The 21,862-nt window shown below is 41.3% G+C and carries 20 protein-coding genes; 7 read left to right on the forward strand and 13 right to left on the reverse strand.

Annotated elements, in window-relative coordinates:
- The first annotated feature begins 41 nt into the window (after positions 1–41).
- Entirely contained in the window at positions 42–1,274 is a 1,233-nt protein-coding gene (locus MHO82_RS07170; protein ID WP_239183188.1) for a styrene monooxygenase/indole monooxygenase family protein, read from the forward strand.
- A gap of 83 nt (positions 1,275–1,357) precedes the next feature.
- Here the strand turns inward: MHO82_RS07170 and MHO82_RS07175 are convergent, their stop codons facing one another.
- From MHO82_RS07175 to MHO82_RS07200, 6 genes are all read right to left on the reverse strand, one after another.
- Entirely contained in the window at positions 1,358–2,671 is a 1,314-nt protein-coding gene (locus MHO82_RS07175) for a dicarboxylate/amino acid:cation symporter (RefSeq protein ID WP_239183189.1), read from the reverse strand.
- A gap of 347 nt (positions 2,672–3,018) precedes the next feature.
- Positions 3,019–4,161 (reverse strand): ABC transporter permease, encoded by a 1,143-nt coding sequence (locus tag MHO82_RS07180; protein ID WP_239183190.1) that lies wholly within the window; start codon positions 4,159–4,161, stop codon positions 3,019–3,021.
- Positions 4,158–5,318 (reverse strand): ABC transporter permease, encoded by a 1,161-nt coding sequence (locus tag MHO82_RS07185; RefSeq protein ID WP_239183191.1) that lies wholly within the window; start codon positions 5,316–5,318, stop codon positions 4,158–4,160. Before MHO82_RS07185 ends, MHO82_RS07180 begins: the two co-directional genes overlap by 4 nt.
- Before the next feature lie 9 nt (positions 5,319–5,327).
- Positions 5,328–6,305: an efflux RND transporter periplasmic adaptor subunit gene (locus tag MHO82_RS07190; protein ID WP_239183192.1), complete on the reverse strand. Its 978-nt coding sequence runs from the start codon at positions 6,303–6,305 to the stop codon at positions 5,328–5,330.
- Positions 6,302–7,678, reverse strand: a complete 1,377-nt coding sequence (locus MHO82_RS07195) for a TolC family protein (RefSeq protein WP_239183250.1) — start codon at positions 7,676–7,678, stop codon at positions 6,302–6,304. The genes MHO82_RS07190 and MHO82_RS07195 overlap by 4 nt, the downstream gene beginning before the upstream one ends.
- A gap of 153 nt (positions 7,679–7,831) precedes the next feature.
- A complete protein-coding gene (locus tag MHO82_RS07200; RefSeq protein ID WP_239183193.1) occupies positions 7,832–8,293 on the reverse strand; it encodes a TetR/AcrR family transcriptional regulator in 462 nt (153 codons plus the stop codon).
- A 290-nt stretch (positions 8,294–8,583) separates the two neighbouring features.
- Between MHO82_RS07200 and MHO82_RS07205 the strand changes: the two genes are divergently transcribed.
- On the forward strand, positions 8,584–10,242 hold the full coding sequence (locus MHO82_RS07205) for an AMP-binding protein (protein ID WP_239183194.1): 1,659 nt from the start codon (positions 8,584–8,586) through the stop codon (positions 10,240–10,242).
- Positions 10,243–10,337: 95 nt separating this feature from the next.
- Here the strand turns inward: MHO82_RS07205 and MHO82_RS07210 are convergent, their stop codons facing one another.
- Entirely contained in the window at positions 10,338–12,518 is a 2,181-nt protein-coding gene (locus tag MHO82_RS07210) for a lipoxygenase family protein (protein ID WP_239183195.1), read from the reverse strand.
- A 207-nt stretch (positions 12,519–12,725) separates the two neighbouring features.
- Between MHO82_RS07210 and MHO82_RS07215 the strand changes: the two genes are divergently transcribed.
- A complete protein-coding gene (locus MHO82_RS07215; RefSeq protein ID WP_239183196.1) occupies positions 12,726–13,025 on the forward strand; it encodes a YfcZ/YiiS family protein in 300 nt (99 codons plus the stop codon).
- 46 nt (positions 13,026–13,071) lie between these two features.
- On the opposite strand, the gene MHO82_RS07220 is transcribed toward MHO82_RS07215, so the two are convergent.
- Together MHO82_RS07220 and MHO82_RS07225 are read right to left on the reverse strand one after the other, a co-directional pair.
- The gene (locus MHO82_RS07220; RefSeq protein WP_239183197.1) at positions 13,072–13,320 is read right to left on the reverse strand and encodes a DUF1496 domain-containing protein; all 249 of its coding nucleotides are present in this window, start codon (positions 13,318–13,320) and stop codon (positions 13,072–13,074) included.
- Positions 13,321–13,411: 91 nt separating this feature from the next.
- Positions 13,412–13,618: a cold-shock protein gene (locus MHO82_RS07225; RefSeq protein ID WP_239183198.1), complete on the reverse strand. Its 207-nt coding sequence runs from the start codon at positions 13,616–13,618 to the stop codon at positions 13,412–13,414.
- A gap of 457 nt (positions 13,619–14,075) precedes the next feature.
- On the opposite strand from MHO82_RS07225, the gene MHO82_RS07230 reads away from it, so the two are divergent.
- A complete protein-coding gene (locus MHO82_RS07230; protein ID WP_239183199.1) occupies positions 14,076–14,693 on the forward strand; it encodes a hypothetical protein in 618 nt (205 codons plus the stop codon).
- A gap of 44 nt (positions 14,694–14,737) precedes the next feature.
- On the opposite strand, the gene MHO82_RS07235 is transcribed toward MHO82_RS07230, so the two are convergent.
- Both MHO82_RS07235 and MHO82_RS07240 read right to left on the reverse strand, forming a co-directional pair.
- Positions 14,738–15,112: a hypothetical protein gene (locus MHO82_RS07235; RefSeq protein WP_239183200.1), complete on the reverse strand. Its 375-nt coding sequence runs from the start codon at positions 15,110–15,112 to the stop codon at positions 14,738–14,740.
- Positions 15,113–15,223: 111 nt separating this feature from the next.
- Positions 15,224–15,778: a hypothetical protein gene (locus MHO82_RS07240; RefSeq protein WP_239183201.1), complete on the reverse strand. Its 555-nt coding sequence runs from the start codon at positions 15,776–15,778 to the stop codon at positions 15,224–15,226.
- Positions 15,779–15,947: 169 nt separating this feature from the next.
- Here MHO82_RS07240 and MHO82_RS07245 point away from each other — a divergent pair, with 169 nt between their 5' ends.
- Together MHO82_RS07245 and MHO82_RS07250 are read left to right on the forward strand one after the other, a co-directional pair.
- Complete coding sequence (locus tag MHO82_RS07245) at positions 15,948–16,511, forward strand: gamma-glutamylcyclotransferase family protein (protein ID WP_239183202.1); 564 nt, start codon at positions 15,948–15,950, stop codon at positions 16,509–16,511.
- 241 nt (positions 16,512–16,752) lie between these two features.
- Positions 16,753–18,141 (forward strand): alpha-amylase family glycosyl hydrolase, encoded by a 1,389-nt coding sequence (locus tag MHO82_RS07250; protein WP_239183203.1) that lies wholly within the window; start codon positions 16,753–16,755, stop codon positions 18,139–18,141.
- Positions 18,142–18,234: 93 nt separating this feature from the next.
- Here the strand turns inward: MHO82_RS07250 and MHO82_RS07255 are convergent, their stop codons facing one another.
- Entirely contained in the window at positions 18,235–19,836 is a 1,602-nt protein-coding gene (locus MHO82_RS07255; RefSeq protein WP_239183204.1) for an AbgT family transporter, read from the reverse strand.
- Between the two features lie 529 nt (positions 19,837–20,365).
- On the opposite strand from MHO82_RS07255, the gene MHO82_RS07260 reads away from it, so the two are divergent.
- A complete protein-coding gene (locus tag MHO82_RS07260; RefSeq protein ID WP_239183205.1) occupies positions 20,366–21,340 on the forward strand; it encodes a sensor domain-containing diguanylate cyclase in 975 nt (324 codons plus the stop codon).
- Positions 21,341–21,463: 123 nt separating this feature from the next.
- Here MHO82_RS07260 and MHO82_RS07265 read toward each other — a convergent pair whose 3' ends face one another.
- On the reverse strand, positions 21,464–21,679 hold the full coding sequence (locus tag MHO82_RS07265) for an acetyltransferase (RefSeq protein ID WP_239183206.1): 216 nt from the start codon (positions 21,677–21,679) through the stop codon (positions 21,464–21,466).
- Positions 21,680–21,862 lie beyond the last annotated feature (183 nt).

Below are 21,862 nucleotides of genomic sequence, written 5' to 3' on the forward strand. Positions count from 1 at the left end.
ATAAAAAACCACTACTCCTTTTATGATGCAGAGAAAAGTCGGTGAGAAAAATTACAATTATCGGAGCTGGTCAAGCTGGATTGCTCCTTGGTCATGGATTACTGCAACACGGCTATCAAGTTAAAATCATCACAGATAAAACACCTGAACACGTCACGAATGGTTCCATCTTATCCACTCAATGTCTATTCGGCTCTTCGCTCGCTATCGAGCAGGAACTGGGGCTAGATAACTGGCATACACAAGAGCCTAGCATCCAACACATGAAAGTGTGCATCACCGATCCTGAAACGCTAGGAACAAAAATGATTGAATGGCAAGGTAAGCTAAATAAGCCTGCTTTGTCTGTTGACCAACGTGTTAAATTTCCACAATGGATGGCTGAGTTTGAGGCTAAAGGAGGAGAACTTGTCATTAAAGAAGTCACAGATGACGATTTGAACCATTATGCCGAGCACAGTGATCTTGTGATTATCGCATCAGGCAAAGGCTACTTAAAACAATTGTTCCAGATCCATCGTGAACGCAGCCCTTTTAAAAAGCCACAACGCAAACTTACCGCCGTTTACGTTAGCAACCCCCACACAGCACCACGATCTAGTGTAAGTGCAAACTTTATCCCAGGTGTTGGGGAATATTTTGCTATTCCAGTGCTATCCCATTCTGGGCCATGTGAAGCCCTTCTTTTTGAAGCAACTAACAGCTCAGCGATGGACTGTTTCTCAAGAGTGGACACGCCACAAGCCGTGCTAGACAAAGCAAAATCACTCCTAAAAGAGTATTTACCTTGGGAATATGAACACCACAAAGAAGCCCAAATAATAGACTCTAACGCTTCTTTATTAGGTTACATTACACCAACAGTTCGCCATCCTGTGGCTAAGCTCGCTTCAGGAGCCTCTGTGCTTGGTATAGCCGATACGGTTTGTGTTAACGACCCAATTACAGGGCAAGGAGCTAACAATGCCACGAAAGCGGCTAAAGTGTACTTAAGCCAAATATTGGAACACGGAGACAAAGAGTTTGATGATCAGTGGATGAGCGCTACATTTGAGCGTTTTTGGGAAGAAGCCCAATGGTCGACTCAGTGGTCTAATATGATGCTGACTCCCCCACCAGAGTTTGTTCTCAACCTATTAGGTTCAGCAATGAAATATCCGCAACTTGCTGATCGGTTAGCGAACGCCTTTGATGATCCTCAAGATTTGTTCCCTTGGTTCGCAGATCCACAAGAAACTGAACAATATTTGGCTTCCATGGCAGCAAATAACTAAGACTATAAATAGCTAAGGCAATAAAAAAGCCGGAGTAATCACCTCCGGCTTTTATATACTCAAAGTCAATCCGTCGCTATTTTTTAGCTGTTACTTTTAATCGCGTGAAAGTCTACATGCTCTTCTTTAGCACCTGCTTGCATGTCATTGAACTTATCAACGTTCAATGCACCTTCAGACTTCGCCACAATACACGTCACGGCACTGTCACCAGTAATGTTTACCGCAGTACGGATCATATCCAGCAGTCGATCAACACCCATAATCAGCGCAATACCTTCAACTGGTAGACCAACTTGGTTCAGAACCATTGCTAACATGATCAAGCCAACACCCGGAACACCTGCCGTACCAATCGAAGCTAATGTTGCCGTCATGATCACAGCTAAGTAATCACTCATGCTTAAATCAATGTTGTATGCCTGTGCAATAAACGCTGTCGCTACCCCTTGCATGATGGCAGTACCATCCATATTGATGGTTGCACCTAAAGGAACCGTGAAAGATGCCACTTTATTATCAGCACCTAAACGGTGAGTAGCCGTTTCCATCGTAACTGGAATCGTCGCATTGGAAGAAGCCGTTGAAAACGCGAACATTACCGCGTCTTTCATCTTCTTCAAAAACGTAATTGGGCTTAAACCAGCAAGCACTTTTAACATTGAAGTGTAAGTAACCAGCGCATGCAGAATTAGCGTACCAGCCAATACAAAGAAGTAGTTCATCAACTTTAAAATGGCGCCTAATTCTAGGCCAGTGAACAGTTTCGCCATTAAGAAGAACACACCATAAGGCGCTATGTTCATTAATAACGCCACTAGCTTCATGATAACTTCATTTAAATCTGTAAAGATTGCGGCAATACGCTCACCAGGTTTACCAGCGGCACTGATAGCAACACCAAACAACAGAGCAAACACGATGATTTGTAATGTATTGCCTTCTGCCATTGAGTTAATCGGGTTGGTTGGGAACATGCCAATGATCACATCACCCAAAGATGGTGCTTCTTTTGCCGCAAATGAAGTTGCCGCTGTTAAGTCTGCACCTGCACCAGGCTGGAATAATTCACCCATGCCCAGAGCTAAAGAAATGGCAACCGCTGTTGTGACTAAATAGAAAAGAAGGGTTTTACCACCTAAGCGACCTAAAGTACTAATGTCTTTTAATGAGCTGGTTCCACACACCAGAGAAACAAACACCAGTGGCACTACTAGCATTTTCAAGCTAGCAATAAAAATTTTGCCACCGACATCAAATAAGCCATTCACAAGGTAATCATGAATAAAGGCTACATCTGAAAATACGGAACGGATAATAAAACCGGTAATAATCCCCATTACCATGCCAAGGATGACACGACCAGTCAGTGACATCTTTTTCTTTTTGGTATCCATTATTGAACACTCCTTATCATTTTATTCTTTGAGTTCATTCAAAGCGCGCCGCAGAGTAGCAGCACTATCTAAAATAATGCGAAGTGAAAATAACAAATTTGCACGGTTTATTGACTTGAATCACACAATCAGAAGCAGAACATTATTCTAAAAACATAATAATTAACAAAATTATTACCAAATCAGAGTTAAAGGGCAATAAGTATACAAAAAATAAGAAAATAGCCCCGTTATTGAGGCTATTACCGATCATTTTGGTTAATTATCTGATGTTTTTTATAGAGGTTGTTAACAAAAATAAGAGAACAAATGAGCCTCCCCTTAATGATAATAATCTCTATATATCATTATGTTACCGATTCACTCTGTTTTTTCGGGAAAACAAATAGAGCAATAACTCCATATAAAATGCCCAAAAACCATAGCTGCAACCACAAATGACGTACGTCGCCAAAATCAGCCCCCATTTGATTCATGCTAACAAAGCCTTTAATGGCAGGCGTGCTTGGTATGGCTTGTGCTACCCAATGAATAAGCTCTGGCAAGGCCGATTCTGGCCATACAAAGCCAGCCGTAAAAACTAATGGCATCGAGCTCAGCAACACAATTAACGTCACAATATCACGTCGAGGCACAATCTGACCTAATATGGCCCCGAGCATAATCGCTGACAATAAAAAAGGAGTCAGCAGAATAAAGAGGCTTACTGGCTCTGCCAACCTACTGATATTGTAATAATCAAAACTAAAACCAAAATAGTACATGGTTAAAAATACGTAGATAACACTAAAAACCACACTACGCACTAACAACAGCCGAGCACGAGACACTCTCTGCCAATAACCTACTTTTTCTTGTTTTTGGGTGCCACCTAACAAGCCTACTGCCATGATCAACGTTTGATGTAAAATCAACACAAACACAGCAGGCACTACGTAATTCACATAACCGGATGTTGGGTTAAAGGTTGGCTTTAAATTTAATTTAACCGCTGAATATTGCTCAGCCGCGAGGACCAATGACTGGCCTGACATCACTAAACGTGACACAGAAGCTTTGGCGGCAAGTGTTCCTCCTGCGGTTGCTAACCCTTCCACCACAGTTCCGTACACTAAGAAATACGAAGCATCCCCAGCAAACGACAAAACCGGGCTTTTACCTTGCAATAAATCACGATAAAAATGGGCAGGAATAACCAAGATGCCACTGACTTCTCCATCAAGAAAAAGTTGCTTAGCGGTATCTATCGACGATACCCGCGCCACAATATTCACTTGAGGTGTCGCATCTGCCATACGCTCTAACTCACGGCTCATTTGGCTGCCATCTAAATTTACAACCGCAACCGCTTGCTCACGTGGAGTTTGCTGAGCATAAGGAAGTGGATACAAAAATGAATAAAAGATCACACCACCAAATACCGTAAGTACAATGGCCGGATTTGAAAAGATGGCCTGAATTTCTGCCTTAATTAATTGCCACCAGCTCATGAACACACCTCTGTACTGAATTGCTTTACGTGCTTTTTAATTAACAACACCACAAAAATAAAAGGCAGAACAAAAAGCCCTAAACACATAAACGGCTCTAGGGAATCAAACGCAGGCAGCCCATAGTTCGCTTGTGCCACCTGAATCTCAATATAATGACTGCTTGGTAGCAAACTTCGCCAAACTTGGGCTGGGTAAGTCATGTCTGTTACAGGAAAGGTGACGCCCATAAAAGCAAAACCCGGAGCCGTATACGCCCCTGCCAAACTCAATGCTCTTGCACCATCAAAAGTCAGTAAGAAAAACAGCGACCCCATGATCATGCAAGCGGCAACCATCAAGCCTTGAGCAAAAAACAACCACAGCCAACTGCCCTGCATCGGCCATGATAAGCCAATGTATAACGCGCTGATCAACACCATGCCTTGTAATAAGAAAATCACATAAAAGGGTAACAGATGAGCGATGAATGTTTTCACCGGTTGATTAGACAGCCACGACCTGCCCCCACTCAGCTGTTGGTGTCGTGTGATATTCACCAACACCATGATGGTGCCTGCTACAACAATAACTTGCCAAATCGCAGGCACAATCGCTGACACTAAAAAATGGGCATAGTTATTGTTTTTATTGTACAACGCCGTAATTTGCGTTCGCACAGGCACTGCACTATTGAGAGCCTGTGAAATCACTTTATTACCCGCCGCTAATCCTTTAACTGTATCTACCTTTGCAGCAAACGTACCTTGGGCTTGTAGCAATGCTGAACTGACTAATTTACCAATTAAAATATACTGGCTGTTATAAAAGGCAGTCACTTTGGGCGGAAACCCAAGTAGTGTATTTTTTTCAAAATCACTCGGGATCACCGCAACGGCGTAAATATCTCCAGATTTTAATGCCTTAGAAGCCTCTAAAACTGAAGGGTAATGAGCCGCTACATTCAACGTAGGGCTCGATTGATAATGAGTTCCAAGCTGACGGGATAACTGACTGTGATCCAAATCGACCACGCCTATGGGTAAGCTTCTTACTAAACCCGCTGAGAATATCCACCACATCAACCAACACAGTAAAAAGGGAAGCCAAGTTAAGACAGCGATCAACCACTTATCTTGCCATACCCAATACATTCGTTGTTTTAGGCTTACAGACATAAATCCCACTTACTGCTCAACAAGAACACTCATGCCCACACGAAGCCCCTTAATCGGAGTTACTGGGCGCGCTTCCACTTCAAACGTTCGCATGTCAAAACCAGCAGTGGCATCAGTTGAACGCCATGTGGCGTAATCGCCCATTACAGAAACATAACTCACCTTAAACGGATAGCTTTTGTCCCCTAATGCCGGAATGGCAGCGTTAAACGTGGCACCTTGTTGAAAGTTTTTGAGTAAATCTTCACGCACATTGAAAGTAGCCCACGCGTCATCCATGTCGATAATACTCACTACAGGGAAACCTTGAGGGGCTAATTCACCACCTTGCAGCAAAATTTGAGCGACTTCCCCATTATGCCAACTGGTAATTTTGGTATCCGCTGCATACGCTTCGACCTCTGCTACCGCACCAGCCGCCATTCTCTCTTTTTCAACAGCTGCACGCTTGGTTTCATCACGAGCACCTTCTTTAGCAAGTTCAAACATCTGCTTAGCTGCACTTTCCGTGTACTTAGCCGCTTGCCACTGCGTATAAGCTTCATCGCGCTTTTGCTCAGCAACAACACCATCGCGGTATAAGTTATCCACTCGTTGGTAGGTTTTTTCCATTAAATCAGCCGCCGCTTTTGCTTTTTGCCACTGATCTTTCGCAGCTTCAATTTGCTGAATGCGAGCGCCCTTTTGTGCTTGCTCAGCCATGGCTCCAGCCGCTTGCTGGCCTGCTTTTGCTTGTTCTAACTTGGCATCAAGCTCTGGGCTATAAATAGTAAAGATTAACTGACCCGGCTTGACTTGTTCTCCTTTCTGAACCAGTACTTCATCAATACGACCAGGGACTTTAGAAGACACATTGTATTGCTGTGCTTCAATCTGACCTTGCAAGCGTACAGGTTGAGGCTGATAAGCGTACCAAAAACTGTAACTTAACCAGCCGATCACACTACCTACAACAACTAAGCCTAGTAAGCTTTTAATTTTATTCATGATTTAACCTTAACTTGTGCATCATACTGATATTGTGAAAAGCTGTTCATCTCATTACTGATCGCCAGCAACTTAGAAAGTGAGATAACATAATTAAACGAAGCCGCTAAACGCTGAGTTTTAACGCTTGCCAGATAGAGCTCGGCATCGACTACGTCTAATGAAGTTGATAAACCTTGGCGAAATGCTTTTTCACGTAAACGCACATTTTCAGACGCCAATGCCAAACTGGATGATAAACCTTGATACTCTTCAATGGCTTGGTTCGCTTCACGGTATGTTTTTTCAACCAATACCGTTAAATCTTGCTCTGCCTGCGCTCGCAAATGGTTCACTTGCAATACCGCACTATGAGCCGCTTTTACTTTGCCCGAGCGCCCCGATGTATCCACCAGCGGAACATTAACGCCAACACCCACCATCCAATCTGGAGCCACCGCAGAAGCTAAACTGTCATCTTCATGTAGGTTGTAATTTCCATATAAGTACACTTCAGGGTAATACTTACCTTTTTCGGCTTTTATCAGGTTTGAGGCTTGTTTGTGTTTGGCATCTAACATTGCCAAGCCTGGATAAGTGGATAAGGTTTTGTCGATAAACGCTTGCATTTCCGGCAAAGAGTGATTGATAAAAAGTGGTGTTGATGGCAACACACCGCCTTCAGCTTTGATGAGTTTAGTAAGGGCAACCTGAGCAATTTCTAAATCGCGTTGCGCTTTTTTACGATCCACTTTGGCTTTATCTAATGACGCTTCAGCCTGTAAACGTTCAACTTTGGCTATTTGCCCCTGCTCTTCTAAACGCAGTGCGAAATCACGGTGTTTTTGCAATCCATCTTCCACTTCTTGATAAGTAGCAAACACATCTTTCGCCAGAACAACGCTGAAATAGTATTTGGCTAGATCTTCAAATTTTGCCTGTTGTTTCATCCCTAATAGGCTTTCTGCCTCTTCTTTTTTTCCTTCGGCAATATCTTGTGCTGCACTTATACGACCACCTGTAAAAATAGGCCAAATGGCACGGATAGAGGTAGTGAAAATGTTGCGATCCGTAATCGTGGAAGTGAGCAAATGATCTAAGCCTTTTAGCATCTCACCACCAATGGGCGTACTGTCGGCAAATTCAGAGGCTGACAACGTAACGTCGTCATCTAACCGGGTGTACATGGCCGACAATCCAATACTTGGCAGATAAAGATCCCGAGCGGCATCTTGAAGGTGCTCAGAGCGGTTTATATTGGCTTTTTGCGCAGCAAGCTCATCACTGTTAACCAAAACACGATCCCAAGCTTGTTTAAATTCCACTGTTTCAGCTTGTATTAAAGGTGAACTGAATAACCCACACACTAATACTGTAACCATCGAGTGTTTTATTTTTCTCATTACTTTTCTCTACTGCGACGTAAAACAAATAGAGTATATACTCTAATTTAATGAGAAAATAGCACAAAAAAAGGCCTCCCCGTAGGCAAGCCTTTTAATACTCTTAGTGACTGTGGATAACTAAGAGTTAATCATCTGAATAAATTACTGACTCATACGAATCAATGACTTACCAATTAGCCATTCAAGATCTTTACGGCTGTCGGCACCGTATAAGTCTTCACATAAGCTGTATAGACGCTCAACGCCATTTTTCGCAAACTCATGTGCATTTTCTGAAGTCACAATATGATGGAATAGCAAACGTAATACAGCACGGAACTGTGTGTCTTCTAACGAGCTGATCCAGCTGTTGATGAATGCATCTTTACCATTCTGCATATCTAATTTTTCGACAAAAAGACGGAAAATACGGCCATCTAATGCAGCTGTAAAATCTGTTTTTTTCGGAAAGTGATGGCTGATACCTGTGCGTGATACACCAGTTTGTTGACTAAGAGTTGTATATGACATTTTGTCATAACCTAGGGTCAGCAGTTGATCTACTACGGCATCCATAATTTTCTGGATAGTGATTTCGGTATCTTCTTTACTACGCTTTGGCATAACTAAAGGCTCTTCTCTTTGTAAAATCCATATTCACCAAGAATGAAAGACTCAATTTGGCATTAGTAAATAATAATCAATATTGATTATATATTATTAACAGAACTTAATTCTGTTTATCTTATTATTTTAGATCAAGCATTCTCCATGTAATCAATCAGATCGGCAAGCAATTATTTGCACTAAAACTTGACTGACCAGTGAGTTAACTCCATATTAACACTATAATAACAATCATATATGCAATCAATACAATCGCGTCTAATAATAAATACTTATAGGGATATAAAATGGAACAAAACTACCCATACCCACATCAACAGGTTGCACACTGGGCTTCTCAAAAACCCAATGACGTATTCCTAAGGCAAATCATTGATCGCCAATTTAAAGATTTCACGTATAACGATGTCTACGAGCATGCTCTTAGAATTGTAGCCGCTTTGCAAGATATGGGACTTCATTCGGGCGATAAAGTTGCACTGATATCAAAAAACTGTGCTGAGTGGTTCATTATTGACTTAGCGTTAATGCTAGGTAACTACGTGAGTGTCCCCATTTTCCCAACAGCAGGGGTTGACACCATCATTCATGTCTTACGCCACAGTGAAGCAAAAGCCGTATTTGTTGGAAAATTAGACGATACAAAGGCAACATCTGCTTCTCTGGCACATTTTGATGATCTTCACACGGTATCAATGCCTTACAAAACCGTTGAGTGCCGTTATTCATGGAACGAACTTATCGCGCAGTACCAACCAGCAACTTGCAATCTTGAGCGCAAAGACTCTGACTTAATGTCCATCGTATATACCTCCGGCACATCCGGCCTACCAAAAGGAGCACTCTTAAAATACGGCGCGTTTACATGGTCTTCTCATAAGCTGATTGAACATATAGGTATGCAAGAAGGGGATAAACTGTTCTCCTACCTACCACTGGCTCACATTACGGAACGTGTTTACATCCTTGGAACCTCAATGTCTGCGGGGATTCCTGTCGCTTTCCCAGAGTCACTGGATACCTTCATTGAAGATGTGAAGATGCACCGCCCGACCCTGTTTATTTCTGTACCGCGTTTATGGACACTATTCCAACAACGTATCCAAGAAAAATTACCTCAGAAAAAACTCGATCTGCTGCTAAAAATCCCACTCGTTTCCACCTTAATTAAACGTAAGTTAGCTGATGGACTCGGGTTAAACAAAGCACGAGTTCTGGGTTGTGGATCTGCACCCGTTTCTGCTGGGCTATTACGCTGGTATGAAAGTATCGGCCTTAACATTACCGAAGCATGGGGAATGACAGAATCTTTTGCTTACAGCACCCTAAACTACCCATTCAGAAGCGATAAGATTGGTTCAGTTGGTAATGCAGGCCCAGGTGTCGAGCTAAAAATTGCTGACGATGATGAGATTTTAGTGAAATCGACAGGCCTATTTGATGGGTACTACAAAGATCCTCAAACATCCTCAGAAACCGTTGTCGATGAATGGCTACATACTGGTGACATTGGTATTTTAGATGATGAAGGCTACTTAACCATTCAAGGCCGCAAAAAAGACAACTTTAAGACAGCAAAAGGAAAATTCGTTTGCCCTGTGCCCATTGAAAAACGTTTATTCGAGCTCAGTAATATTGAGATGATGTGTTTGATTGGTTTAGGCATGCCCGCCCCTATTCTATTAGCGATCCCACATGACATTCCTAACTTCGACAGATCGCGCTTTGAACGCAAACTCCATCGCGTCCTGGATCAAATCAATAACGAGCTAGAATCTCATGAAAAAATTGGTGGTGTACTTGTCATTAAAGAACCATGGAGCATAGACAACGAAATTTTAACACCCACGTTAAAAATCAAACGTCATCTGCTTGAGAAAAACTACCACGATATTGGTGCAAACTGGCCTAAAGGCACCAAAGTCCAATGGGAAGATCAGCTATAAATGTAACATCGACACCATATATTTTTAGATACTAACCAAAAACGAGCCCCATGACTATCATGCCATGGGGCTCGTTGTTTATACCAAGGCTCTAATTAAATACTGATGCTGTTTGGTATTTGAGAAGGCAGCTGGAATGGGTAAGGCATTGGGCGAATTTTGTTTAACTGACGAATGGACACTTCATGCATCGACAGTTCCCCTTGGAAATCCGCTAACAACTCCTCTAACTCAGGGGAATCAAAATAAGGCACTCGCGGATCATCACTGTAATAGGCAAAGGTATCAAATTGAATGTTACTCAGTAGATACTCGAATGAGAAGGTATACAAAGAAACATCTAATGGCGGATACCAATCAAAACAGTCTTTTGCTGTTAGTACTTCATCACGTGTCGGCATATCACGATAAATCGTTCCTGCTACGCTTGGCATGTATGACATCAGCGGGTACTGAGCAAAGTTAACAGAAGCGTGTTGAGGACCAGCAATGTAGATGATCTGAGCAATCATTTTTGCCAAATACTCAGTACTATCAATCATGTACGGTTGTTCTGCATTTCCAGTTTCTTTTAAACCATTAAGCCCTTTAAAACCTGCAAATTCTGGGTTCACTAACTCATTTATCCATGCTTGAAGTTCCGTGTCTGCTTTCACTGCCGCATCGTTTTCGTAGTAATACCCAACATAACCTGAAACAAACTTATTAATAGACGCCCATAACAGACGGGTGTCATCACGGAATGGGAAGGTTGGCAGTGCATCTACCCCTCTTAGTTTAAAGATTTGATCTGGGTTTTGTTCATCCCAACGCCATGCTTGATGTGCTTTGGCCACCAAATCTAACGTAGACTCAATCGCAGGGCCAACATTAGTCGCCACCACCCCTCTAGGCACGATCAAACTATTTCTTGCATCATCATTAATTTGTAAGGTGAAGCGGAAATGAGGCTCTAATAAATGAAACAGTGGATGTTGCTTCGAAAGCTGGCGATGAGCTGCCAAAATCATAGGTTCAACCGTTAAATGGCATGCTCCTAAATGCGCAACAGATTCATGCTGAATGGCGCAGACAGTGTTCACGATGAATTTCGCAACTTTCCATTTATGCAGTTCTGGATCATTCGCCCCAGAACAATCATTAGGCGTCAGAATCGGCGCACTACCTTTTCCACCTTCACCACAATCGTTCAATTGCTTAAGCTGAATGGCGACAGGCACTAAAAAACCACCATCTGCCGGCGGGTAGCCCTCTGGGAGTTTTTGAGAACAATAGAACAAAGCAATTGGAGCAGCTAAATAACGCGGAATGCCATTAAAGGTGCTGGTTTTCGCGCCATCCAATACTTCATAGTTACAAACATAAAGCAGTTTATTATTAATGGCCTCTTCTAATGTCACGGATTTATCACCAACCACAGACTGTAAAATTTCATCCGTAATTGGGAAGTGACGTTTGGAGTTCTCATCTTCCGATAAAGGCGCGCCCACAAGCTCAGAAAGCGTTATCGCATGGGTCATCGACTCTTTTTCAGACTCTGTACAAACACGAATTAAGTTAGTGGTGTTAAAACCTGCGGTTTGTAAATAAGAGAAGAACCAATCTTGCTCACAAGGTTTAGTGCCAGTCGCCATCCACTCTTTATGCGGAATGTCCATCATTAAAGGTTTTGCGATTGTCTCAAAAAGATTTTCATAATCTTCTGCTGAAGTGCCTTTCAAAATGACTTTGCTATCCGCGTCACCTAAAAGCTCATACAAGCCTGATTTTAGAATGGCCGTTAAACCTTCTTCTTCTACTTGTTTAACCACATTCTCAACACCAGTGACAATTTGAGCAATGTCTTTTGGCAATTTGATCAACCCTTCCACCGTACTTTCTACGACATCAGGCACCTTTTTCAGCTCTTTGATCAATTTCTCTAACTTTTTAAGCTTTTTAGGAAGATTAACCATACTGGTATTTTCATAATCTTCCCAAGCTTCTTTAAGCTCTTTAAACGACCCAAAATCCAAATCGTTTTTCAGATCTTCTTCAACCAATCGCACCAATACATTTTTATAGTTTTCTGCAATAACCTTACCGACCCTCAATACCTTAGCTTTATATGCCAAAGAGTAATTGTCTTCGGAAGGTACACTGGCCGTCATCGGCACACCCGGCAAGTAGGTTTGCATGTAATTGTACTTAGTACGGGCTAACTTTAAGTGATAATCGCGCTCTTCTAATTGCTCAGCGTCTGTTACTAGATTGGGTAGTATTATTGTTGAATCCACACTGCGGTCCTTTCTATTATTATCAATTATTTTTAAAAACATCACTATAAACAACAATTTCGTAAATAAAAGACAACAAGTGAATTTATTCCTATGAACCGTCAGCCAACCTCTCATTTTCCTATAGAAAAGTATGAAATAAGCCTTTTTTTATCCGACTTATGCGATTAGAATCGAGTAATATCACTATTTTTAGTAGGGAAAATAATGACAACTGAAAATCAAGAAAACCAACCGTGTGAAGCATGTGGTTGTAGCGCTGAAATGGGCTTTATCATCAAGGAAGGTGATGATGTGGCAGAAGTATCCGTTTATGCAGAAAATAAAGCACAGCTTGAAGCAGAACTCGGCGAATATTTGGCGCTAGCAAAAACAGTGAACGCTGAAGTAAAGTATGAGGCTCAAGAAATTAGCGACACAGCAACAGAGCTGCACGCTCGCTTCCAATTTGAATGCAGTGCTGAAAAGCTTATCTTTGAACTAAAAAGCCGTTCACTCGCAAAATAAAACGATGTCGAATCAATGACGGCCTGCTTATGAGTGCCGTCATTCATTAATCTTTGATCTGCTTCCACATTAGCTTGCCATTCTTCTCAATGCTCTTTTCAGGCACACACTCTAAGTACACCCGACCAACCTGTAAGATAGAACCTAAACTGTAAGCTTTTCCATCGTATAAGCATACTCGGTTTTTCAACGATCCAGTTCCGATATTAATGTCTGGTGTTTTAATTACTTGCGCGTACGCAGGTAAGCAAACGTAAGCAAGGCTTAGCCACAATACTGCGAGTTTACTTTTCATCCTTTACTCCTACCAATTCCACCGCACATAAAAAAGAGCTCCAATAGAGTATATTGGAACCCTTACAATTTTGTCGTAGCTTAATTAGGGATTAAGCTAGGTTAACGTTTGCAGCTTGTGGGCCTTTTGGACCTTGCTCAACGTCGAAAGATACCGCTTGGCCTTCTTTAAGAGTTTTAAAGCCTTCAGTTTGGATTGCGCTGAAGTGTACGAATACGTCTGCACCGCCTTCTTGTGAAATGAAACCGAAACCTTTTTCTTCGTTAAACCACTTAACGGTACCTGTTGCTTTAGACATAACGTCTCCTGACTGGGTATTAATTTATTCAATTTAGTGTGGCTAGTGTTCGTAGTACTTATGTTGCAAAAAATCAAATTCCGTAGTTCAGGGTACAACGTTATCATCTACGATGAAGAGCTACGTGCTAGTATTCGCTTTTGATGTAACAAAGTATGACTGATATACAAGCCGAGTTAATTATTAGGCAGACATTTGCGTATATCAAGGCTTATTTAGCGAATATAATCAAATAAATGCAGTAATGTGAGAAGCCCATAATTTTTGAATAGAAATACGATCAATCACAAAGAAAAATGCCAAATACGCCAAAATAGTGCTATAAATAGTCGGTTAACTACGCAACTGGACTCATTCGTTTTTTATCAAAAAAATCAACAAAATCTCAATAAATCATTTAATAAAACGAACCACCTGCCGATACAGTGTTTAAGCACTCATATCTAGGAAATCGAACGTGAACATTACCGCTTACATGCACTTTTTTTTACTTATTGTAATGATCGGTCATGTTCCTATCAGTATTGCCAATGAACCACTAACTCATCATAAACTTATCAATCATATTGACTCCTATGGCAATGTCTCACTACGCAATGCAGAATATTCTTCTTTACCCGATGGCCTAATAGTTAATGGCAACCTAAACATTGAAGGCAGCACCATTAAGAAGCTGCCAAAAGGATTAAAAGTTGAAGGCAGTCTGAACCTAGCACGCACTGAGATTAGCCGTATGCCGAGAGGGTTAAAAGTTAAAGGTTATTTGAACCTTGCAAACACACCGATCACTTATTATCCAGCTAACATTAAAGTCGGCGGGTTCATTAACTTTGCTGGCTCGTTATTGCAGCAAATTCAGCCTGGGTTACGTGTTTACGGTGATTTAAGTTTAGTAAGAACCCCTATTAAAGAGCTTCCTTCACACCTTTACGTTGAAGGAAACTTATTTCTTGGCCATACAAAAATCACTGAGCTACCCAGCAATTTGGAAGTCAAAGGCAATATTCATCTAGGTGGGGTACAGCTTCAATCACTTCCTGAAGACTTAAAGCTCGGTGGTTATGTCTTTAAATAAGTCACAATAGAAGTTACACCGCCACTTGTTAAACGAGCACCTTGTTAAACAACCACCGTACTCGGGAGTACATCGATTTCTTCCGTTTTTAAAAAGTTAAGAGGTACGTTCTCTACATCGCCCATTTGGGTTCGTTTAATAAAATAGATGGCCTCAATCTTTTGAAACCCGACGTGAATGTCCAGAATGTAGTTCAACTCAAGAGATGGAACAAACGCTATCACTTCGAAGCGATAGTCACTACAGCGTTTTATTGCAACGGGTTTTTTCTGGTTTTCTTTTGGTAAACCATTAATCCGGACAAAAGCATGCAGTACACTGTCACCTTTCGATGTCATTAAATCCCTCAGTGGGGGTAATAGACAAGCACCAAGAACGTCACCAGAGCCTAACTGGAGATAATACCTCTCAAACTTCATACTACTCTCTTTCACCTGAACCATTATGTTAAAGAAGTATAGATCTTATTTTTTACCGCGTACGATATCGTTCAAGATTCCAAGCCCAGTTCTTAGGAATGCAATGTATTCTTAATATTGAAACTTATGCGCTGTATATCTTATGTATCTAGGTACTTCAAAGTGGTAAATCACGGCACCAATCACGACATCATTTTCGTTCTTTATTGGGTAAATGGCACTTTCATCATCAATGATATTTTGTCCTGCCTGCATGGCCCTGTCCCAACTGATATCATGATCGACTCGGTAATTAGGGCTAACGATACTTTGCCCTGCAATTATGCCTTTTGCATCAGACACAATCACTTGGGCAAATGCCAGCTCGTTTTCAATTTGAATTTCCCAAAGCAAATCCGATATCACATTGGATGATATTTTCGCCATCATGGGTGAGTAACGGTCCTCAAGCTCTTTTGTCCACGCTACATGCTGCTGTTGCTTCTCATCATCCGATAATAAACGATGCGTGTGATTTTGCTGTTCAAGAAACGTCATCACATTCTCATGACTCGTAATTTGAGACTGAACTGCGTCGAGTGCCCTTAACGTTTGATCTGATGGCCATGCATAAGATTCTTTCAATGGCCCTAATAACAGAGGTAAAGTCCACATCAATCTATTCATCTTTATCTCCATATACAATATTGCAAACTGTTAAAATAACATACGATCATGAATACAAAAAACAATGAATACTTGGTATCTAGTTAATGACAAAACTAAGCATAAGCTTCAATCTTTGCCATATAGACGTTAGTATAAAAATTCAACGATGCAAGAAAGTGGAATTAAAATGTACATTTTTGGTTATGGAAGCTTAATAAATACCTACTCTAGACAAAAGACTGGCCAAACAGGAAACTCCTACCCAGTTTCTATCTCTGGCTTAACACGTCATTTTGGTAAAATAGACTCTCGTTATTCCATTTCTCCCCTTGCGGCTCAGCAAGGCAAAGGCGAATGCAATGGTGTATTGGTCGAAATAGATGATATTGCATTGGCACAGTTTGATTTAAGAGAGAAAGGCTACCAACGCATTATCATAGAGCCTGAACACATTACCTTTTTACAAGCGCCAGTCCGATTAGATAGCCCGGTTTGGGCTTATGTTCGCCCTAACCCTAAAATACCTTGCCATGATCAGCCTATTGTTCAATCTTACATTGATACGGTGCTCGCTGGGTGCTTATCTATTTCTCACGACTTTGCCCAAACCTTTATCAACACGACCGATGGCTGGCAACATGCGTTAATTAATGACAGAGAAAATCCAATTTATGGCAACCTTGCTGGCGTACAAGATCATCACCGCCAGCAGATAGATCAATTACTAAAACCAGTCCTTTCCCTCAGTTAAAGCAGGCTATAAAAGTGTGACAGATTGCTCATTTTTGAGCCTGTACACAGCTTTAAACACCCTCGGACAATATTGCCGCTCTCCTACTTGAACTCCAGAGCGGCCATTTTTACTGACTTATAGCCATCCTCCCCTTTCTACGCCCCCAACACTCATACCTACTTTGTATTTTTCAGGGGGAGTGTTGGTCATAACTTGCCTCTTATAATGACCCAGCTCTGTAATTTAGATGATGGAACTCATGAATAACTTACATAATGATCAGAAATGTTCATCAACCAATGTCATTCTCCACGCTTTTGACTGGCGTTATGAGGAAGTTTCTCAACAAGCAGAAAAAATCAGTACATTGGGTTATCGATCAGTATTGGTCTCTCCTCCACAAAAATCCATGAAAAAAGAAGGAGAAACAAAGTGGTGGCAACGCTATCAGCCACAAGACTATCGAGTTATTGATAATCAATTGGGGAATACCTCCGACTTTACAGCCATGGTGGCAGCGTTAGCAGCAGTAGGCATTCGAACCTATGTCGATATTGTGTTTAACCATATGGCAAATGAATCAGCCGTGAGAGACGATCTCACCTACCCTTGCAGCACATCTTTAGCAGAATACCAAGCAAACCGCTCTTATTTTGAACAGCAAAAGCTTTTTGGGGATTTATCCCAACCGCTTTTCACCTCTGATGATTTTGTTGAGGCCTTTGGAATAAAAGATTGGAAAGATAAATGGCAAGTCCAAAATGGCCGCATTACTGGAGGGCCACACGATCCCGGCTTACCAACATTACGAAGTAGCCCCTATGTCATCAAACAACAGCAGCAATACATACAAGCATTAAAAGATTTAGGAGTGAAAGGGTTTCGTATTGATGCAGCAAAACACATGTCCATTGAACATATTCAGCAAGTTTGGACGGACGACTTAGCTCAAGGAGTTCATATTTTTGGTGAAATCATTACAGATGGGGGGGTCAGCAAAGAAGAGTACCAGCTCTTTTTACAACCTTATTTAGAGCAAACTTCTTTAGCTGCGTATGACTTCCCTTTATTTCATACACTTTATGATACCTTTCAAAATAATCAGTCAATAAGGGCACTTATCAATCCTTATTGCTATGGAGAAGCCCTTGCTAAATCCCGGGCTATTACGTTTGCCATCACCCATGACATTCCTAACAACGATGTATTCTTGCCCTTAGTAATGAGTGAAGTCAACGAACATTTAACTCATGTTTATGTACTAGGAAGAGATGGTGGCGTACCACTGATTTACAGTGATAAAAACACCAGCAATACACTCAGCGCAAATCAACAACCACGTTGGCAAGATGCATGGCAATCGAAGCCACTGCAAAACATGATCCGCTTCCATAATGCCGTTCATGGTACTCGTATGCAAAATGTACTGGCAACCGATGAGCAGCTCGCCTTTTATCGCGGAGACAAAGGTATTGTGGCCATTAATAACGCAAACGAAGCAGCAGTATTAACCATTCCAGTTCTTTCTGGTCATCAAAACGCCAAGTTTATCGACACCTTAACAGATCACTCTTTCACGGTGAAAAATGCCACTATTAACGTCAAGTTACAGGCAAAAAGTGCAGCCATGATTTTGATTCATAAGTAAGAAATTAATAAATAACAAGCACAAAAAAGCGGTCACTCATGTGACCGCTTTTCAACATTTAAACGCTTAATATCGTCTTAGAAGCTAAATAAACTACCCACCAACATTGTAGTATGTTGCTGCGCCAGGGCCTACCGGAATACCGAATACAAATACCCACACGTAGAACATGATGCTCCAACCTACTAAGAAGCAGATGGTGTATGGCAGCATGGTAGAGATAAGCGTACCAATACCTAAGTTCTTCATGTAACGGCTAGCAACCGCAAGGATTAAGCCAAAGTAGCTCATCATTGGTGTAATTAGGTTGGTCACAGAATCACCAATACGGTACGCCGCTTGGATAGTTTCTGGTGCGTAACCAACTAGCATTAACATTGGAACAAAGATAGGAGCAGTAACAGCCCATTGCGCTGAAGCAGAACCAATCATTAAGTTAATAAAGCCACACATAACAATGAAAGCGAAGAACAAGGCAGGGCCAGTCAAACCAATTGTTTGAAGGAAGTCTGCACCACCTACCGCAAATACCTGTCCGAAGTTAGTCCATTTGAAGAAAGCAACAAACTGAGCAGCGAAGAACACCAATACAATGTACATGCCCATAGAGGACATAGATTTAGACATTGCATCGATAACATCGCGGTCATTTTTCATCGTGCCAACTACTTTACCGTATACAAAGCCAGGAATAGCAAAGAATACGAAAATGAAAGCAACGATACTTTTCAAGAATGGAGAACCAGCAACTTCACCTGTAATAGGGTTACGCAGAACGCCATTTTCAGGAACAATAGTTAACGCAATCAGAGCAGAAACCGCCACCATTGCTAAACCAGCCATTTTCAAGCCAGACTTTTCTTTGTCTGTTAGCTTACCCATCTTATCTTTAGATAGGTCTTCGCTTGCTTCTTCTGGGTTGTATTTACCCAACTTAGGCTCAACAATTTTCTCGGTTACAAATGCACCCATTGCTGTAATGAAGAACGTAGAAGCGAACATGAAGTACCAGTTTACTTCAGGGCCAACAACGTATTCAGGGTCAATCATTTGTGCAGCTGTTTCTGTAATGCCAGATAGCAGCGGATCGACTGTACCTAGCAGCAGGTTTGCAGAATAACCACCAGATACACCAGCAAATGCAGCAGCCAAACCTGCTAGAGGGTGACGACCAAGCGAATGGAAAAGCATAGCGGCAAGAGGAATAAGAACAACATAACCTAGCTCTGATGCAGTATTTGAAATAATACCTGCAAACACCACTGTTAGCGTAACCATACGGCGTGAAGCGCCCATTACTAACCCACGCATAGCAGCAGATAGCATGCCAGAGTGCTCAGCAATCGCAACACCAAGTAAAGCAACTAAAACCGTGCCTAACGGTGCAAAGCCTGTGAAATTTTTCACTAGGTTAGTAACAATAAGCTGTAAACCTTCAGCATTAAATAAGCTTACAACGTGAATCATACCATCAGCAGCACGACCTTTTGCGCCTTCAGGGCGAGGATCGACAACTGAAACGTCAAAGTAACCAGCAATACCTGAAGCCACTAAAATGGCAACACAGAAGATAGCAAATAAGGTAATAGGGTGCGGTAATAGGTTACCTAGATATTCAACCGAATCTAAAAAGCGTGTAAACATCGCTTTTTTTTGTGGTGAAGCTTTTTGTGTATGCGAAGCAGATGAACTCATCTGTTTCCTCCTTGTTTAAATCCCATTCGTGGGTACATCCAAAAACGTCAAGGAGGTTACGCTATTGTTAACACAATGGGAACCCCAAAATGTGAGAAAATGTTTCTATGCAGGAAGAATTAACCACAATAATGTTAATTTATGGTTAATTAACCTTGAAACAACAAACAAATCACAATAATCAACCCATAAATATTAACAGAAATACGAAACAAAGTTAGTATTAAAAATAAATACACTATAATAATGAATAAAGAGAAATACATATGAATACAAAAATCTCTACATTCATAACAATAAGTTAGCGCACCCCTTCCCCTTAAATACGTATTTACTGACCTTAGTTTTTGCTAACAATTATTTACAACACCAATAACTGAACCACTAAGTATCAATAATGAGCCCTAGATCACAACTGCCCTATCGCAAAAGCGGAGGCAAAAGGCCCATAAATTCAGGCTTCCTAACCGCCCAATATTTTTTCTGATGCTATAGTTATTTTAATCTATAGAAGTTTGAGTGTGCCCTGATGAGAAAGCCTGATATTCCAGACAACGAACAGCAGCGTATTTCAACCCTCAGATCACTGAATGTACTCGACACCATGCCAGAAGAACGTTTTGATCGATTAACTCGTATGGCATTACGTCTATTTGATGTTCCAATTTCAGTAATCAGCTTGGTTGACTCTGAACGCCAATGGTTTAAATCTATACAGGGACTCAATGTGACAGAGACAGAGCGAGATGTCTCTTTTTGCGGACATGCTATCTTAAATGATGACATCTTTATCGTTAATGATGCCACCAAAGATGAGCGTTTTTTTGATAACCCAATCGTAGCCTCACAGCCTAACATTCAGTTTTATGCGGGCTATCCATTAAAACATCCTGATGGAAGCCGATTAGGTACATTATGTGTGATCGACACGCAACCTCGAAACTTCCGTGAAGAAGACTCCACTTTGCTGTTCGATTTAGGCCAAGTGGCCGAGCAAGAACTACTAACATTCCAACTGGCAACGTTAGATGAACTGACCATGCTTTCTAACCGACGTGGGTTCGAAGCCATGGCTAGCCACGCTTTAAACTGGTGCGACAGAACCAATCAAACTTCAGCCCTCATGTTTTTCGATCTGGACTATTTCAAACAAATCAATGATGTATACGGGCATAATGAAGGTGATCGCGCGCTGCATACTTTCTCTAATGCCCTACTCAGTACATTCAGGAGCTCTGACATTATCGCAAGGTTAGGAGGCGATGAATTCGTCGTTTTATTCATGAATTCAGATTTAACCCAGGCTCAACAAGCCATCATGCGTTTAGAAGGAATGCTCAGCGCCTTTAACACCATCAAATCCAGAGGTTATAAAATAGAGTTTAGCGTTGGTGTAGCAGAATATAAGCCAAACTCAGGCACATCGGAAATGGAGTTATTACTGCTTGCAGACCGAGCTATGTATCGTTGTAAAGCAGAACATCACAGAGGTGATCATCATTAACGAGCTGCTTCTATATTGTAGGCGCACTTAAAAAGGGCAACGTAATGTTGCCCTTTTTAAGTTTCGACGCAATAAATTTCGTATTTCTAGTCGATGACTTTCATTCTACTTGGTAGATAATCACTACCTATTTTCTTGACGATAGTAGCCATTAAGCCAACACTCAGGCAATTGCTCGCCAGATGGAAAAATCAACTTTTGTTTATCAATTGTCACTGGATCGGCTAAGTCCTCTCCAGATTGGAACTGAACCGAAACATCTGTCATGAATGGGTTTGTTAAAGAACTCATATCAATAACATCAACCAAATCACCGGTACGATCTTCTTTAAGAAACATACTCTGCTCCACATTGAACAAACATTACACAAAAGTAAGTATGGCATAGAACGTCTTAATTGGTAGCCACTGAAAATCAATTCTATTTCTCCTTTAAATTCAATAGCATATTTTTTAACATTTTTAAAAATACCAATACATAAAATAGGTGTATTTCCATTTTATCTTCTATCATTCCTTTTA

The organism is Vibrio sp. Of7-15 (assembly GCF_022347565.1).
Lineage (GTDB): Bacteria > Pseudomonadota > Gammaproteobacteria > Enterobacterales > Vibrionaceae > NORP241.